Source organism: Bradyrhizobium sp. WSM1743 (genome assembly GCF_000473065.1).
GTDB lineage: Bacteria > Pseudomonadota > Alphaproteobacteria > Rhizobiales > Xanthobacteraceae > Bradyrhizobium.
Genome location: NZ_AXAZ01000048.1, coordinates 22,755 through 36,950, shown reverse-complemented (window position 1 = coordinate 36,950; position 14,196 = coordinate 22,755). Strand labels below are relative to the sequence as shown.

At 63.7% G+C, this 14,196-nt stretch carries 16 protein-coding genes and 1 tRNA gene; 10 read left to right on the top strand and 7 right to left on the bottom strand.

The window, feature by feature from the left end; all coding sequences use genetic code 11:
- Window positions 1–38 precede the first annotated feature (38 nt).
- Both YU9_RS0125360 and YU9_RS42440 read right to left on the bottom strand, forming a co-directional pair.
- Window positions 39–401, bottom strand: coding sequence for a hypothetical protein (locus YU9_RS0125360; RefSeq protein WP_027575326.1), 363 nt, complete (start codon window positions 399–401; stop codon window positions 39–41).
- Between the two features lie 119 nt (window positions 402–520).
- A complete protein-coding gene (locus YU9_RS42440; protein WP_051380508.1) occupies window positions 521–757 on the bottom strand; it encodes a hypothetical protein in 237 nt (78 codons plus the stop codon).
- Window positions 758–1,116: 359 nt separating this feature from the next.
- Between YU9_RS42440 and YU9_RS0125350 the strand changes: the two genes are divergently transcribed.
- Complete coding sequence (locus tag YU9_RS0125350; protein WP_027575325.1) at window positions 1,117–2,007, top strand: hypothetical protein; 891 nt, start codon at window positions 1,117–1,119, stop codon at window positions 2,005–2,007.
- Between the two features lie 63 nt (window positions 2,008–2,070).
- On the opposite strand, the gene YU9_RS0125345 is transcribed toward YU9_RS0125350, so the two are convergent.
- The 5 genes from YU9_RS0125345 to YU9_RS0125320 all read right to left on the bottom strand — a co-directional run bounded on the left by YU9_RS0125345 (window position 2,071) and on the right by YU9_RS0125320 (window position 5,675).
- Window positions 2,071–3,135 (bottom strand): MFS transporter, encoded by a 1,065-nt coding sequence (locus YU9_RS0125345; protein WP_245266523.1) that lies wholly within the window; start codon window positions 3,133–3,135, stop codon window positions 2,071–2,073.
- Between the two features lie 212 nt (window positions 3,136–3,347).
- Window positions 3,348–4,598 (bottom strand): peptidase T, encoded by a 1,251-nt coding sequence (gene pepT / locus YU9_RS0125340; protein ID WP_027575323.1) that lies wholly within the window; start codon window positions 4,596–4,598, stop codon window positions 3,348–3,350.
- 118 nt (window positions 4,599–4,716) lie between these two features.
- Complete coding sequence (locus tag YU9_RS0125335) at window positions 4,717–5,031, bottom strand: HU family DNA-binding protein (protein ID WP_027575322.1); 315 nt, start codon at window positions 5,029–5,031, stop codon at window positions 4,717–4,719.
- A 204-nt stretch (window positions 5,032–5,235) separates the two neighbouring features.
- Window positions 5,236–5,312, bottom strand: a tRNA-Asp gene (locus YU9_RS0125330).
- A gap of 159 nt (window positions 5,313–5,471) precedes the next feature.
- A complete protein-coding gene (locus YU9_RS0125320) occupies window positions 5,472–5,675 on the bottom strand; it encodes a hypothetical protein (RefSeq protein WP_027575321.1) in 204 nt (67 codons plus the stop codon).
- Window positions 5,676–5,949: 274 nt separating this feature from the next.
- Between YU9_RS0125320 and YU9_RS0125315 the strand changes: the two genes are divergently transcribed.
- From YU9_RS0125315 to YU9_RS42435, 9 genes are all read left to right on the top strand, one after another.
- Entirely contained in the window at window positions 5,950–6,465 is a 516-nt protein-coding gene (locus tag YU9_RS0125315; protein WP_027575320.1) for a MarR family winged helix-turn-helix transcriptional regulator, read from the top strand.
- Between the two features lie 174 nt (window positions 6,466–6,639).
- Window positions 6,640–8,901, top strand: coding sequence for a TonB-dependent siderophore receptor (locus YU9_RS0125310; RefSeq protein ID WP_027575319.1), 2,262 nt, complete (start codon window positions 6,640–6,642; stop codon window positions 8,899–8,901).
- Window positions 8,902–9,632: 731 nt separating this feature from the next.
- A complete protein-coding gene (locus YU9_RS0125300) occupies window positions 9,633–9,998 on the top strand; it encodes an NADH-quinone oxidoreductase subunit A (protein ID WP_008136158.1) in 366 nt (121 codons plus the stop codon).
- Window positions 9,989–10,576, top strand: coding sequence for an NADH-quinone oxidoreductase subunit B family protein (locus YU9_RS0125295; RefSeq protein WP_027575317.1), 588 nt, complete (start codon window positions 9,989–9,991; stop codon window positions 10,574–10,576). Before YU9_RS0125300 ends, YU9_RS0125295 begins: the two co-directional genes overlap by 10 nt.
- An 11-nt stretch (window positions 10,577–10,587) precedes the next feature.
- A complete protein-coding gene (locus YU9_RS0125290) occupies window positions 10,588–11,199 on the top strand; it encodes an NADH-quinone oxidoreductase subunit C (RefSeq protein WP_027575316.1) in 612 nt (203 codons plus the stop codon).
- Between the two features lie 2 nt (window positions 11,200–11,201).
- Entirely contained in the window at window positions 11,202–12,398 is a 1,197-nt protein-coding gene (locus tag YU9_RS0125285; RefSeq protein WP_027575315.1) for an NADH-quinone oxidoreductase subunit D, read from the top strand.
- Window positions 12,398–13,360: an FkbM family methyltransferase gene (locus YU9_RS0125280; RefSeq protein ID WP_027575314.1), complete on the top strand. Its 963-nt coding sequence runs from the start codon at window positions 12,398–12,400 to the stop codon at window positions 13,358–13,360. Before YU9_RS0125285 ends, YU9_RS0125280 begins: the two co-directional genes overlap by 1 nt.
- Before the next feature lie 12 nt (window positions 13,361–13,372).
- Window positions 13,373–13,984, top strand: coding sequence for an NADH-quinone oxidoreductase subunit NuoE (gene nuoE / locus YU9_RS0125275; RefSeq protein WP_027575313.1), 612 nt, complete (start codon window positions 13,373–13,375; stop codon window positions 13,982–13,984).
- The gene (locus YU9_RS42435) at window positions 13,984–14,190 is read left to right on the top strand and encodes a hypothetical protein (RefSeq protein ID WP_027575312.1); all 207 of its coding nucleotides are present in this window, start codon (window positions 13,984–13,986) and stop codon (window positions 14,188–14,190) included. Before nuoE ends, YU9_RS42435 begins: the two co-directional genes overlap by 1 nt.
- The last annotated feature ends 6 nt before the right edge of the window (window positions 14,191–14,196 follow it).

The following is a 14,196-nucleotide window of genomic DNA, read 5'->3' as shown; positions in this document are numbered from 1 at the left end:
GATGAACCTAATGGGCGCGGGACGCCCGACCAATCCGTTCAGGCAAAATGTTTGGGAGGCGGGGAGTCGGTATCCAGGACAATTCCGGCGAGCCGGGGTGCACGTTGCGGGCTCGCTGCCGACACGAGCGTGACCGATGCGGTCACTGGCGCCGGCTGCGTCACCGTCAGCGAGAAGCAGCCATGGCAGTGATGGCTGCCGATGACCTTGTGGTCGCCGTGGCCCGCGGGGCCATCAAGGACCGCAGCGATCTCCGAACCGCCGGCGGGCGTGGTGACGTCGATGTCGTGCGAGCCGTGTAGCGCGCTCGCGAGCAGATAGACCGCCGCGATCAGCACGGACAGCAGCCCGCGCCAGTTGCGCGAGCGGCAGGATCCTGAGGGCTGGCGGTTTGCGAGCACGACGTCACTCTGGTTGCGGTCTGCGCTCGGCCTAGCATGGGCGCGGGAACAGTGTCGACCCGCAACATTGTTACGTCCCTGGAACAATGCCGCCGCGGTGCACACGTCGCCAACGCCTCTCACTGGCGGATAATGACGGGCCGATGCGGGGCCATGGCTTCGATCGTGGGGGCCAGCTCCGGAGCGTCGCCGCCGCCGTCAGCCTCCATGGTGATGACGGCGTGACAGCTCGCTTCCATCGCCCGTTCCAGCCATTTGATGGCTTCATCGATCCATTGGTCGTGGTGCTCGGGATCGGCGAGGGCCTTCTCCCGGAATGCATTGGCCTGCTGCAGGCACGCCGTTCTGCGATCCACGCGCATCTCCTGATTTGGAGGTTCCGCCCCAATCGCATCTTTGATGATCCCGGCCCCGGCGTCGTTAACATAGGACAGGGACGGGCAAGCTGACTGCCACGCGGAAAGGCCCCAGCCGGACGAACCGGCTGAGGCCTCATGTGCTCACACTCTCTATCCTTGGGACAGAGCATGTAACCTGCGTCTCTCCAATTCGTTCCCGACGATCTGTCCGATTTGGAACGTTCCTCATACCTCGCGATTAGCGAGCAGAAGAAACTGAGGAGGACGGACAATGGACGGACTGATTTATCTGATCGGCTTGATCGTCGTCATCATGGCGATCCTGTCGTTCTTCGGTCTGCGCTGAGAGCGCCGCGATGACGGTTGAAACTCTCATGCGGGAAGAGGTCATGGAAGGCGGCCTGGCGATCGACGCGCCTCGAGCCATCCAGTGGAGCTCGGTGTTCGCAGGCGCACTTGCTGCAGGCGCAATGTCGTTCATCCTGCTGGGCTTTGGTGTTGCCATCGGCCTTGGCGTCAGTTCGGCCTCGCCGTCGTGGCGCGATGCCTCGGCTGCGCTGGCGCTGCTCTCCGGGCTGTATCTGATCATCCAGGCCATCATTAGCTTCGGCTTCGGCGGCTACGTCGCCGGCCGGACAACGCAACCGGCGCCGACGCCGGCCAAGATCGAGGATGATGGCGAGCGGCGCGACGGCTTGCATGGCCTGACCGCCTGGGCTCTCGCTGTGCTCCTCGGCGCAGCTCTGCTCGCGCTTCTCGGCGCTGCTGCGATCGACCGTTCGCCGATGCGCAGCTCGGCGAGCAACACGTCAGCCGCCGAGCCCCTGTTGAGCTATGAGCTCGACAAGCTGTTCCGCGCGCCGCGCCGCGCGCCGAACACTGATCTGAGGGAAGCCCGCGCCGAAGCGGGACGCATCCTGATGACTTCGTCCAGCCACAGCGGCGTCAGCACCGATGACCGGGCCTACCTCGTGCAGCAGGTCGCGGCTGTGACGGGCCTCGCGGCACCTGACGCCGAACGGCGGGTCGACACCCTGATCGCAGAGTCCAAGACGGCCATCAACCGTGCGCGACGCAACTCGATCATCGTGGCGTTCTCGGTCGCAGCCGCGACCCTGGTCGGCGCCGCGGTGGCCTGGGCTGCAGCCGTCGCCGGCGGGCGGCATCGCGATGGAGAACCGTTGCCGAACTGGATGGCGAGCTCCAACCGCTTCCATCGCAATCCGCGCGCGATGCCGGTGCCGTAGGATCGTCACGCAAGATCGTGTCGGCCGCGCTCGTTGGCGGGGGGCGGCCGACGTCCCTGGCTCTCACTGGGTGGCTGGTTGCGCTTGCGTTCGCCGCGCCAGGGCAAAGACCGGCACCGCCAATAGCTGCATCGCAATCGAAAACACGATCAGCGCCGTCATCGAGCGGTCGTACAGGAGGCCGGTGACGATGCTGCCGACCAGCCACCCAACGCCATAACCAGCGTAGTACAGACCGAACGCCAGGTTGCGCTTTCCCTCGGGAAGCACCTCGGCGACGAGCGCCTTGAGCAGGGTATCCTGCGTCGCGTAGCCAACGCCCCACAACAGCATGCCGATGAGCACCAGTTGAAAGTCTCCGAGGAACACGAGCGGCGAGAACGGGGCGGAGAGGCACACCGCGCCGATCACCACGGGGAGACCGAGGTGATCGTAGAGCCTGCCTAGAGCGAGACTCGCGAGCACGCCGAACGCCGTCGAGGCCGCCAGCAAGACCGGAATCCACTGCTCGGATGCGACCTTCGATTTTGACAGATGGTACGAGATCAGCTCGAAGCTCATCAGGCCGGCGGCAAACAAGGCGCCCGCCAGCATGTACAGCCAATACGGCAGGGCGAAGCTTCGCGCCGGCGCCGTCTGTCCCTGCTCGAGCCGTGACGGCAACGGGAAATTCACGCGTGCGACGACCAGTGCGAGGAGCGCGGACACGGCGGATATCAGCAGAAGCGCATAACCAGTCCGATAATCTCCTTTCAGGAACAGGACCAGGGCGATCAGAAGCGGGCCAATGGTAGCCCCGATCTCGTCCAGCGCGGTGTTGACAGCGTAGACCCATCCCTTGCCGAGCTCGCCCGTCGTGTAGGAGAGCATCGCCTCGACCGTCGGCTTGCGCAGCGCGCGTCCGATTCTTTCGGCAAGAATGAATGCGGCTGCCGTCTGCCAATTCCAGGCAAGGGCCATGGCTGGAACCGCAAACAGGTTGATGACGTAACCAGCGAAGGTGATGAGCCAATAGCGACCGGTGCGGTCTGCGAGATAACCAGCACCGAGCCGCAGCGAATAGCCGAGGAACTCACCCGCACCGGCTGTGATGCTGACCGCCGCCGCGCTTGCGCCGAGCGAGGCCATGAAGGGACCATTGATGCTCGCGCCGCCCTCGTAAGTGACGTCGCCGAACAGGTTGACCACGCCCATCGTCAGTACGAACGTGAAAGCGGGCGATGCGTGCGCGGGCAATTTGATCATAGCCCTGATCCTGCCGGGCTGGGGAGCCGCTTAGTGCCTGGCCGCGCTCGCAAACGACTTGCCGGCGCGGGCGCGGACCTGAATCCGGTCGACGGCTAGGCGCGCTCTTCCCAGATCATCGCCAGATGCACGATGGTCTGCACCGCCTTTTCCATGTCCTGCCGGCTGACCCATTCGAGCCGCGAATGAAACGCGTGCTCGCCGGCGAAGATGTTGGGGCAGGGCAGGCCCATGAAGGACAGGCGCGAGCCGTCGGTGCCGCCGCGGATCGCCGTGCGGATCGGGCGCAGGCCGGTACGGCGGATGGCCTCGATGGCGTATTCGAGAACGTGCGGGTGACGATCGATCACCTGCTTCATGTTGCGGTACTGCTCCTTCACCTCGAACTTGTAGGTCGAGCGCGGATAGTCCTTCATCACGTCCTTGACGATGCTCTCGAGCAGGACCTCCTTCTCCCGCAAGCCTTCCTCGGTGAAGTCACGGACGATGAAGGAAAGCGTCGCCTGTTCCAGCGCGCCTTCGATGCCGATCGGATGCAGAAAGCCCTGCTTGCCCGAGGTCGTCTCAGGCGAGCAGCCCTCCTTCGGCAACCGCTCGACGATGGCGGCGGCGATCTTGATCGCGTGCTCCATCTTGCCCTTGGCGTAGCCGGGATGGGCGCTGACGCCATTGATGGTGATGGTGGCGCCGTCGGCCGAGAACGTCTCGTCCTCGACGCAGCCGGCGCTCTCGCCGTCCATGGTGTAAGCGAAATCGGCGCCCAGCTTCTTCAGGTCGACATTGTCGACGCCGCGGCCGATCTCCTCGTCCGGGGTGAACAGGATCTTGATGGTGCCGTGCTTCACATCGGGGTTGTTGAGGAAGAAATGCGCGGCATCCATGATCTCGGCGACGCCGGCCTTGTTGTCGGCCCCCAGCAGCGTGGTGCCGTCGGTGGTGATGATGTCGTTGCCGATCTGGCTCTTCAGCGCGGGGTGCTCGGCGAAGCGGATCACCTGGCTGGTGTCGCCCGGCAGCACGATATCGCCGCCGCGATAATTCTTCACGACCTGCGGTTTGACGTCCTTGCCTGTGACATCCGGCGAGGTGTCCATATGCGAGCAGAAGCAGATCACCGGCACCTTCTTGTCGGTGTTGGCCGGGATCGTTCCGTAGACGTAGCCGTAATCGTCGAGATGGGCGTCGGCAACGCCCATGGCCTTCAGCTCGGCGGCGAGCACGCGGCCGAGATCCTTCTGCTTCTCGGTCGAGGGCGAGCGAGGGGATTCCGGATCGGACTGGGTATCGATGGTGACGTAGCGCAGGAAGCGCTCGGTCACGGTATGCGAAAAGGTGAGGGAGGACATTTCTGGTCAAACCGCCGGGTCTTTAGGGAGCAGGTCTTGGGGAAGCAGGCGGTATATCAGAAAAGCGGGCCGCGATGCGGCCGGAACGAGATCAGATCAGGCTTAACGAAGGGTGATCTCAGATCGCCTCTTTCAGTTCCTTCACCGGGCGGAACGCGACCTTCCGGCTGGCCTTGATGTGAATCGCCTCGCCGGTGGCAGGATTGCGGCCGGTGCGGGCGGCGCGCTTGCGGACCTGGAGGATGCCAAGGCCCACGATACGGACACGGTCGCCCTTCTTGAGGTGCTTGGCGATCAGGTCGACCATGTCGGTCAGGACGGCTTCGGCGTGCTTTTTCGACAGGTCCTGGCGCTCCGCAATGTCGGCGGCGAGGTGCTTGAGCGTGATGGTGGCGGGAGCGGCTGCCTTCTTCGCCGAATCCTTCTTAGCCATGATTGGCCTCCTGGCGTTGTCCAATGACAGGGAGTCCCTGGAAAAGCCGAGAATGCGTGGGGATCCCTCTAAGTCCTTTCAGGCGTAGACGATTCGGGCGCCGCCTGACTATGCCGAGAGTTCCCTCCGGGCGCCTGCAATCGCTGGCAGAGCCGCGAAAGGCGTCGAGAAGTTCGGGCTAAGACTATGAGAGGGTTGCCAAAATGGCGCGAGAGACGGGGCTCGAACCCGCGACCTCCGGCGTGACAGGCCGGCGCTCTAACCAACTGAGCTACTCCCGCGTGGTTCGCTGGACGCGCGCGGAACGAGGGGGACTTAAAGGGGGGACATGGTGAAGTCAAGGACGTTGCGCTTCCCCAGGGCGTCCCGGCTAAGCATTGCTCTGGAAAACGAAAAAGGCCGCCCGGAGGCGGCCATTGGTCAGCTCGGAAGAGGCCGTATCAGCGAATCTCCGACGTCCCCGCGCTCGTCACCACGACCGGCTTGCCGGCCTTGATCACATGGGTGGACTGGGCGGTCTGGCTGTAATCGGCATGGGTGCGGGCTGCGATCCCGAAGCCGGCCACGACGATGCCGGCCACCAGCGCCACCACCACGATTTTCAGGTGGGTCGCACGATCAGCAGAGTGAATAGAGTGGTTCATCTGAGCCTCCCGACGGGCTTTGCCGCCGTCTATGGGCTCTTCTTCTAGCGGCCATCTGTTTCCGGATGGTTTCGCGGGTTCCGCAAAATGGTTTCATTAATGCGCCCGCTTGGTTTCGCCGGGCTGGTGGCCTGGAGCGGCGTGAGGCGGCCGCCCGGCCTATGTCATCCCGGATCGCGCGGCTCACAACTTCGAGCGGTCCTCGCGGTGGCTTATTTGCGCCCGCCGTGACCGGGGGTTGGCACACCCCGGCTTTCTTGGGAGAGGTGGAAGCATGAGCCAGACCGAGAGCAGGGGCGGGTCGACCTCGTCGGAAACGGACGAGAGCGCGCCGGCGGCGCCGATCACCGTGATGCTGTCGTCGCGGCTGATGGTGCTTGCCAATTTGCTCAAGCGCGGCGCCATCCTGCGTTACAAGCGCCTGACTGGACTGAACTCGGTCGAGTTCGGTCTCGTCGCCTCGCTCGGCCGGCGGCCGCCGATGAGCGTGGCACGGCTCGCCGAAGCCGTCGGCCAGGACAAGGGACAGATCAGCCGTGCACTGGCAAATCTGCTGTCGCGCAAGCTGATCGCGAAAACGGCCAATCCGAAGGACAGCCGCGAGGTGCTGATCTCGCTGACCGCGACGGGCCTCGCCGCGCATGATGCGATCGTCGACGGCGCGCAGGCGCGCAACCGGCGCCTGCTGGAACATCTGAGCGAAGCCGAGCTCGATGCATTGCTGCGGCAGGTCGATCAGCTCACGGCGATCGCCGCCGAGATGCTCGAGAGCGAGAAGAATTCGCGCTGATCGCTGCAACACGCGGAACTATTGGAGTGCTTCTAAGAGCCTTTCTAAGAAGCTTTCAATTAGGGAAATCGCGCGCCCTCACATAAGCGTCATCGCAAGCGCATGCCATCCGGGGACAGGCGGCATGACGCATCGAACATGCAGCTTTGGGGTGGCGCGTTGAACAGTCTTGGAATGCTGCGGTCGGCCGTGTTGGCGACCGCATCCGCTTGGGTCTTGATGCCGCAGGCATCGCTCGCACAATCTTCCGTGCAGAGTGGCGCGCAGAACATTCCGTCGGTGACGGTCACAGCGCCGGAAGCGCGCCGCCGCGCCGCGGCGACCCCTCAGCGCCGCGCGACGCGGATCTCGGTGCAGACCCCCGCCAGGAACAGGCCGCAGCCGCGGCGCGAAGTCGGCTTCGTGGAGACGCCACGCGGGCCGGTGAACGGCTACGTCGCCGGCCGCAGTTCGTCAGGCACCAAGACCAACACGCCAATCATGGAGACGCCGCAGGCGGTGTCCGTCATCGGTGCCGAGCAGATCCGCGACCAGAAGCCGAACAAGCTCGATGAGGTCCTGCGCTACACCGCCGGCGTGCGGGCAGGGACCTTCGGTGCGGACACGCGCAACGATTGGTGGCTGATCCGCGGCTTCAAGTCCGACGACATCGGACTATTCCTCGACGGTATGCAGCTGTTCTACACGGCCTATGCGAGCTGGCGTCTGCCGCCGTCCAACATGGAACGCGTCGAGGTGCTGCGCGGTCCGTCCGCGGTGCTCTATGGCGGATCGAGCCCGAGCGGCATCGTCAACGTCATCAGCAAGATGCCGCCGGCAGAGCCGATCCGCTACATCGAGACCGGCGTCAACAACTTCGGCAACGCCTATGTCGGCTTCGATTTCGGCGGGCCGGTCGCGACGCAGCCCCAGGACGGAAAGCTGTTCTACCGAGTCGTCGGCGAAGTCAGGAACGGCGGCACGCAGGTCGACTTTACGCCTGACAACAACTACTTCATCGCACCGTCGTTCACCTGGAAGCCTGATGCCGATACGACCTTCACGGTTCTCGCATCGGCGTCGAAGACGGACACCCGCGGTATCAACTTCCTGCCCTACCAAGGCACAGTAACCAACGCTCCGTTCGGCAAGATTCCGACCAGCTTCTTCGTCGGCGATCCCAGTGTCGACAAGTTCACGCGCGAGCAGGAAATGCTCGGCTATCAGTTCGAGCGCCATCTCACTGACGACTTGACGTTCCGGCAGAACGCGCGGTTTGCGCATGTCGACGTGACCTATCGCGGTTATGTCGGCAGCGGCTGGACCGACGTCAACACGGCCTCTCTCGCGCGCTACAATTGGTATGCGAAGGACACCGCCAATCAGGCCAATCTCGACAACCAGCTCGAGTATCGCTTCAATACAGGCCCGGTCAGGCACACGATGCTGTTCGGGGTCGACCTGAGAGGCTATCAGATCGACGACTACCAGCTGTTCGAAGTCGGTGCCATTCCTTCGATCAACGTGTTCAATCCGTCCTACGGCTTGGGCGATATTCCGTTCGCGGCGCCTCAGTTCCAGACCAATTTCCGCATCACGCAGAAGCAGGCCGGCACCTATGTCCAGGACCAGATGAAGCTCGGCAACTTCACACTGGTGCTGAGCGGCCGCAACGATTGGGTCGAGACGACGCAGGCCGCCCGGGACACCGGCGCGACCGTCGCAAGTCGCGATGACAGCCGGTTCAGCGGCCGAGCCGGGTTGATCTATAATTTCGACAACGGTATCGCACCTTACGTTTCTTACGCGACCAGCTACAATCCGATCATCGGCATTAATAGTACAACGAACCGTCTGTTCCTGCCGGAGACAGGCCAGCAGGCCGAGATCGGCGTCAAGGTCGCGCCGAAGGGATTCGACGGCTACTTCACCGCCTCGGTCTTTGACCTGAAACGTCAAAACGTGGCCACGACCGATCCGGTCATCACCACGTTGCAAAACCAGACCGGTGAGGTGACGTCGCGCGGCATCGAGCTCGAGGCCGTGGCCAATGCCACGAAGGAGCTGAAGTTCATCGGCGCCTTCACGGCCTATCATCTCTTCACCAGCAAGGATCTCAATCCGGCGTTGGTCGGTAAGACGCCGACCAATACGCCCGAGATGCTGGTGTCCGGCTGGGCCGACTACACCTTCAAGGACGGACCGCTCGCAGGATTCGGCTTCGGCGGCGGCGTGCGTTATATCGGCTCGTCCTGGGCCGACCAGGCCAACACGCTCGAGGTTCCTGCGGTCGTGCTCGGCGATCTCGCGCTCCACTACGAATGGCAGAACTGGCGCACGGCGCTGAACGTGATCAACCTGACCGACAAGATCTATGTCGCGAGCTGCGCGTCAGCCTCGTCCTGCTTCTACGGCGACCGCCGGCGCGTCACCGCCAGCGTCTCCTACAAATGGTGAGCACGGGCGAGGGCAGGGCCATGGCGGCGCAGGCTCAGGGATTTGGACCAACTGATCGACGGTCCTTCGACTCCGCCTGGACGACCGCTGATCTGCCGTCACGATGAGCCCCGGGCCATGCCCCCCAGCCCGAAGCGCATCCGAGCGCGGCGCGAGCGACCAACCAGCAAGTCGCCGGCCGCCGCGCTCGCGGCCGTTCTGGAGCTGACCGCCGACGCATTCGCCAGACGAGTCCCGGCCCCTTCGGGGCGCATGGCTCTCTGATCGTTCGCAGCTGTGGATAGGTAGCTTTTGTTGCGCCTGTCCTGATCAGGCAGCGCCCTCAATGGCTCCTGGCTGCACTGCTCGGGGCCCTTGGCAAAGGACCCTTGGAAAAATATGTAAAAGGGGGCGGCGGGTGCCCGCACCGGTCGTTGCCAGTGTGGACGCGCTGCCGCAGCGGAAAAACCGTACATTTTGGTCGGTCAAGGCGGGGCCGACAGCTGCCTCGGCCGGCGCGCCGCAATCTCAGAACTGCTGGCCTTGCGAAACCGTGACTGCCCTTGCTGGGGCGGGCGATCTGCTCCATACCAGCCGCGCGGTGATTCCGGGATTTTCACCGCTCTGGGGGCGGCAAAGGGCCTGAAAAGACCGTGTCTTGCGCCCATTGGTGCACTGCGCTAAGGCTCAGAATAATTCCAAATCGGACGAATCCGTGGCTGTCCCGAGGCTGCGGGAAAAAGGGCTCGTCAATGAGCGGCATTCTTCAGAATTATCTTCCACTCGTCGTCTTTATAGGGGTGGCGGGCCTCATCGGTCTCGTGCTGCTGATCGCGCCCTTCATCGTGGCGTTCCAGCAGCCGGACCCGGAAAAGCTGTCGGCCTATGAGTGCGGTTTCAACGCCTTCGACGACGCCCGCATGAAGTTCGACGTCCGCTTCTATCTGGTCGCGATCCTCTTCATCATCTTCGACCTCGAGGTGGCGTTCCTGTTTCCCTGGGCGGTAGCGTTCGGCAAGCTTGGCGCGACCGGCTTCTGGTCCATGGTGGTGTTCCTCGCCGTGCTGACGGTCGGGTTCGCCTATGAATGGAAGAAGGGAGCACTGGAATGGGATTGAACCCTGCATCGTCCACCGGTCCGGTCATCGCGCCGGCCCCGAAGGGCATCCTGGATCCATCGACCGGCAAGCCGGTCGGGGCCAATGATCCGTTCTTCGTCGAGGTCAATTCCGAGCTGGCCGACAAGGGCTTCTTCGTGGCCGCGACCGACGATCTCATCACCTGGGCGCGCACCGGCTCCCTGATGTGGATGACCTTCGGTCTCGCCTGCTGCGCGGTCGAGATGATGCAGGTGTCGATGCCGCGCTACGACGTCGAGCGCTTCGGCTTCGCCCCGCGTGCCTCGCCGCGCCAGTCCGACGTGATGATCGTCGCGGGAACCCTGACCAACAAGATGGCGCCGGCGCTGCGCAAGGTCTACGACCAGATGCCGGAACCGCGCTACGTCATCTCGATGGGCTCCTGCGCCAATGGCGGTGGCTACTACCATTATTCCTACTCGGTCGTGCGCGGCTGCGACCGCATCGTGCCGATCGATATCTACGTGCCGGGCTGCCCGCCCACGGCGGAAGCGCTGCTCTACGGCGTGCTGCTGCTGCAGAAGAAGATCCGGCGCACCGGCACCATCGAACGCTAAGGTTTTACGTCATGGACGACGCCAAGCTCGACGCCCTGGGGCAGACGATCGTTAGCGCGCTTCCGGGCGCCGCGACCGGTCACTCGGTGGCCTTCAATCAGCTGACCGTGGATGTCGAGGCCAGCAAGATCGTCGAGGTGGTCAAGTACCTCCGCGATGACCCGAACTGCCGTTTCGTCAACATCACCGACATTACGGCGGTGGACTACCCGGATCGCGAGAAGCGCTTCGACGTGATCTACCACTTCCTGTCGCCGACCTTGAACGCGCGGATCCGGCTCAAGGCGCAGGCCGACGAGACCACGCAGGTGCCGTCGCTGATCGACGTCTTTCCCGGCGCCGACTGGTTCGAGCGCGAAGCCTACGACCTCTACGGCGTGTTCTTCGTCGGCCATCCCGACATGCGCCGCATTCTCACGGACTACGGCTTCGAGGGCCATCCGCTGCGCAAGGATTTCCCGCTCACCGGCTTCGTCGAGGTCCGCTACGACGACCAGGAGAAGCGGGTGGTGTACGAGCCTGTCCGGCTCAACCAGGAATTCCGCAAGTTCGACTTCCTCTCGCCGTGGGAAGGGGCGGACTATCCGTTGCCGGGGGATGAAAAAGCGGGGCCGAAGAGCTGATCATGAACGAGCAACCGCAGAATCTCCGTAACTTCACCATCAATTTCGGACCGCAGCATCCGGCGGCGCACGGCGTGCTGCGCCTGGTGCTGGAGCTCGACGGTGAGGTGGTCGAGCGCGTCGATCCGCATATCGGCCTGCTTCACCGCGGCACCGAAAAGCTGATCGAGCAGAAGACCTATCTCCAGGCGATCCCTTATTTCGACCGGCTCGACTACGTTGCGCCGATGAACCAGGAGCACGCCTTCTGCCTCGCCGCCGAAAGGCTGCTCGGCATCGAGGTGCCGCGCCGCGGCCAGCTGATCCGCGTGCTCTATTGCGAGATCGGCCGCATCCTCTCGCACCTGCTCAACGTCACCACGCAGGCGATGGACGTCGGCGCGCTCACCCCGCCGCTGTGGGGCTTCGAAGAGCGCGAGAAGCTGATGGTGTTCTACGAGCGCGCCTCGGGCAGTCGCATGCATGCGGCCTTCTTCCGTGTCGGCGGCGTGCATCAGGACTTGCCGCAGAAGCTGATCGACGACATCGAGGCCTGGTGCGATCCGTTCCTGAAGGTGGTGGACGACCTCGACCGGCTGCTCACCGCCAACCGCATCTTCAAGCAGCGCAACGTCGACATCGGCGTGGTGCCGCTTAGGGAAGCCTGGGAGTGGGGTTTCTCGGGCGTGATGGTGCGCGGCTCGGGCGCGGCCTGGGATCTGCGCAAGTCGCAGCCCTATGAGTGCTACGCCGAGATGGATTTCGACATCCCGATCGGCAAGAACGGCGACTGCTACGACCGCTATCTGATCCGCATGGAAGAGATGCGCCAGGCCGTGCGCATCATGAAGCAGTGCATTCAGAAGCTGAATGCGCCTGATGGCAAGGGCCCTGTCGTCGTCGCCGACAACAAGGTCGCTCCGCCGCGCCGCGGCGAGATGAAGCGCTCGATGGAAGCGCTGATCCACCACTTCAAGCTCTACACCGAAGGCGTCCACGTGCCGCCCGGCGAAATCTACGCCGCGGTCGAGGCGCCCAAGGGCGAGTTCGGCGTCTATCTCGTGTCCGATGGCACCAACAAGCCCTACAAGTGCAAGATCCGCGCGCCGGGCTTTGCCCATCTCCAGGCGATGGACCACATCTGCCGCGGCCATCTGCTCGCCGACGTCTCGGCGATCCTGGGCTCGCTCGACATCGTGTTCGGAGAGGTCGATCGGTGATGGCGCAGGCGCCAATCCAGTTTGACCGTGCCTCGGGGGCCCTTGAAGGGGCCAACCTGTGGGAGCGGACGGCTGCCTTGGCGCTGGTGACGGGATCGAAGATCTCCTCGCGCTTCTCGCACATGGGTTACATCGCCTGCGCGAACCTGCTGCGGAAGACGCTGCCGGAGCGCAACATCGCGATCAGGCTCAATCCCGACGCCGTGTTCGAGTTCCCCTATGGCGACGGCTATTGGAGCAAGCTGCTCAACCGCTCGTACAACTATGAAGACGAGCTCGAGCTGCTGTTCGCCGACTCCATCGACGTTGACTACACGCTGCTCGATTGCGGCGCCAATTACGGCTATTGGTCGGTGCTGGTCTCGAGCAAGCCGTTCGGCGCGCACAAGGCGATTGCGATCGAGCCGTCGGGACAGAACTATCCGAAGCTCGCCAACAATGCCCGCGTCAACGCTGGCCGCTTCGAGACCATGAAATGCGCCATCGGCGCGGCCCGCGGGACCGCGCGGCTGTCGGGCACCAAGCACGAGGCCTTCAGCATCGCCGGCGATCCGTCGGCGGGAGGTGAAGAAGTGCCGGTCATTGCGCTCGACGATCTGATCGACGACGGCAAGGTCGCAGCCACCGGCAAGTACCTGATCAAGCTCGACGTCGAGGGCGTCGAGATCGAGGCGATCAAGGGCGGCGTCCGGCTGCTGCAGGCCGACAGCGTCATCATGTGCGAGGAGCACGGCAGCGACCGCTCTCATGCCGTGTCACGCTTCATCCTCGAGCAGACCCCGCTGAAGCTGATCGTGTTCGATCCGCGCAGCAACCGGATGGAGACCGTGACCGAGCTGTCGATCCTCGACCGCATCAAGGTCTCGACCCACGTCGGCTACAACGTTTTCGGCACCGCAAGCGCATTCTGGCAGGACAGGATCGAAGCCATGAATGCGAAAACCGCGCGCCGCATGCAGTGAGAGATTGAAGCTATGTCCGTCCGCCGATTAGCACCGAAGGAAGTCCAGCCCGCGAGCTTCGCGTTCACGGAGGAGAACCTCGCGTTCGCCAGGCAGCAGATCGCGAAATATCCGGCCGGACGTCAGGCTTCCGCCGTCATCGCCATTCTCTGGCGCGCGCAGGAACAGAATAACGGCTGGGTCTCGGAAGCCGCGATCCGCGTCATCGCCGACATGCTCGACATGCCCTATATCCGCGTGCTGGAGGTCGCGACCTTCTACACCATGTTCCAGCTGGCCCCCGTGGGCAAGAAAGCCCACGTCCAGGTCTGCGGCACCACGCCCTGTCGCCTGCGCGGCGCCGAGGATCTGATCCACGTCTGCGAGCACCGTATCCATCACGAGCCCTTCCATCTCTCCAAGGACGGCAATTTCAGCTGGGAAGAGGTGGAGTGCCTGGGCGCCTGCGTGAACGCGCCGATGGTGCTGATCGGCAAGGACACCTATGAGGACCTGACCAAGGAGAGCTTCGGCAAGGTGCTCGACGGCTTTGCGTCGGGCAATCCGCCCAAGCCCGGTCCGCAGAACGGCCGCCAGTTCTCGGCGCCGATCACCGGACCGACCACGCTGAAGGAGATCACCTGATGCGTGATCTTGCGTCGCCTGGAGTGCAGGGGAGCGGTGCCATGAAGAAATGGGGCTTCATCGCGATGCATGCCGCCGTGGCGGCTGCCTTCATCTTTCTCCTGCAACGCTTCAGCCTGAACGCGTCGCTGGAATCCAGTCTGCTCTGGGCGCTGACCTTCGCCGTCTGCGCCGCCGGACTTGCCTACAAGCAGTCCAATCGTTGATCGGAA

Bases quoted from the DNA above. Each gene is read 5' to 3' on its own strand.
- YU9_RS0125280 (WP_027575314.1), top strand. From the start codon at position 12,398: ATGGCGCAGGCGCCAATCCAGTTTGACCGTGCCTCGGGGGCCCTTGAA.
- YU9_RS0125335 (WP_027575322.1), bottom strand. From the start codon at position 5,031: ATGGCTAAGAAGGATTCGGCGAAGAAGGCAGCCGCTCCCGCCACCATC.
- YU9_RS0125320 (WP_027575321.1), bottom strand. From the start codon at position 5,675: ATGAACCACTCTATTCACTCTGCTGATCGTGCGACCCACCTGAAAATC.
- YU9_RS0125300 (WP_008136158.1), top strand. From the start codon at position 9,633: ATGAGCGGCATTCTTCAGAATTATCTTCCACTCGTCGTCTTTATAGGG.
- YU9_RS42435 (WP_027575312.1), top strand. From the start codon at position 13,984: ATGCGTGATCTTGCGTCGCCTGGAGTGCAGGGGAGCGGTGCCATGAAG.
- YU9_RS0125345 (WP_245266523.1), bottom strand. From the start codon at position 3,135: ATGGCCTCGCTCGGCGCAAGCGCGGCGGCGGTCAGCATCACAGCCGGT.
- nuoE (WP_027575313.1), top strand. From the start codon at position 13,373: ATGTCCGTCCGCCGATTAGCACCGAAGGAAGTCCAGCCCGCGAGCTTC.
- YU9_RS0125290 (WP_027575316.1), top strand. From the start codon at position 10,588: ATGGACGACGCCAAGCTCGACGCCCTGGGGCAGACGATCGTTAGCGCG.
- YU9_RS0125310 (WP_027575319.1), top strand. From the start codon at position 6,640: ATGCTGCGGTCGGCCGTGTTGGCGACCGCATCCGCTTGGGTCTTGATG.
- YU9_RS0125295 (WP_027575317.1), top strand. From the start codon at position 9,989: ATGGGATTGAACCCTGCATCGTCCACCGGTCCGGTCATCGCGCCGGCC.
- YU9_RS0125315 (WP_027575320.1), top strand. From the start codon at position 5,950: ATGAGCCAGACCGAGAGCAGGGGCGGGTCGACCTCGTCGGAAACGGAC.
- pepT (WP_027575323.1), bottom strand. From the start codon at position 4,598: ATGTCCTCCCTCACCTTTTCGCATACCGTGACCGAGCGCTTCCTGCGC.
- YU9_RS0125350 (WP_027575325.1), top strand. From the start codon at position 1,117: ATGACGGTTGAAACTCTCATGCGGGAAGAGGTCATGGAAGGCGGCCTG.
- YU9_RS0125285 (WP_027575315.1), top strand. From the start codon at position 11,202: ATGAACGAGCAACCGCAGAATCTCCGTAACTTCACCATCAATTTCGGA.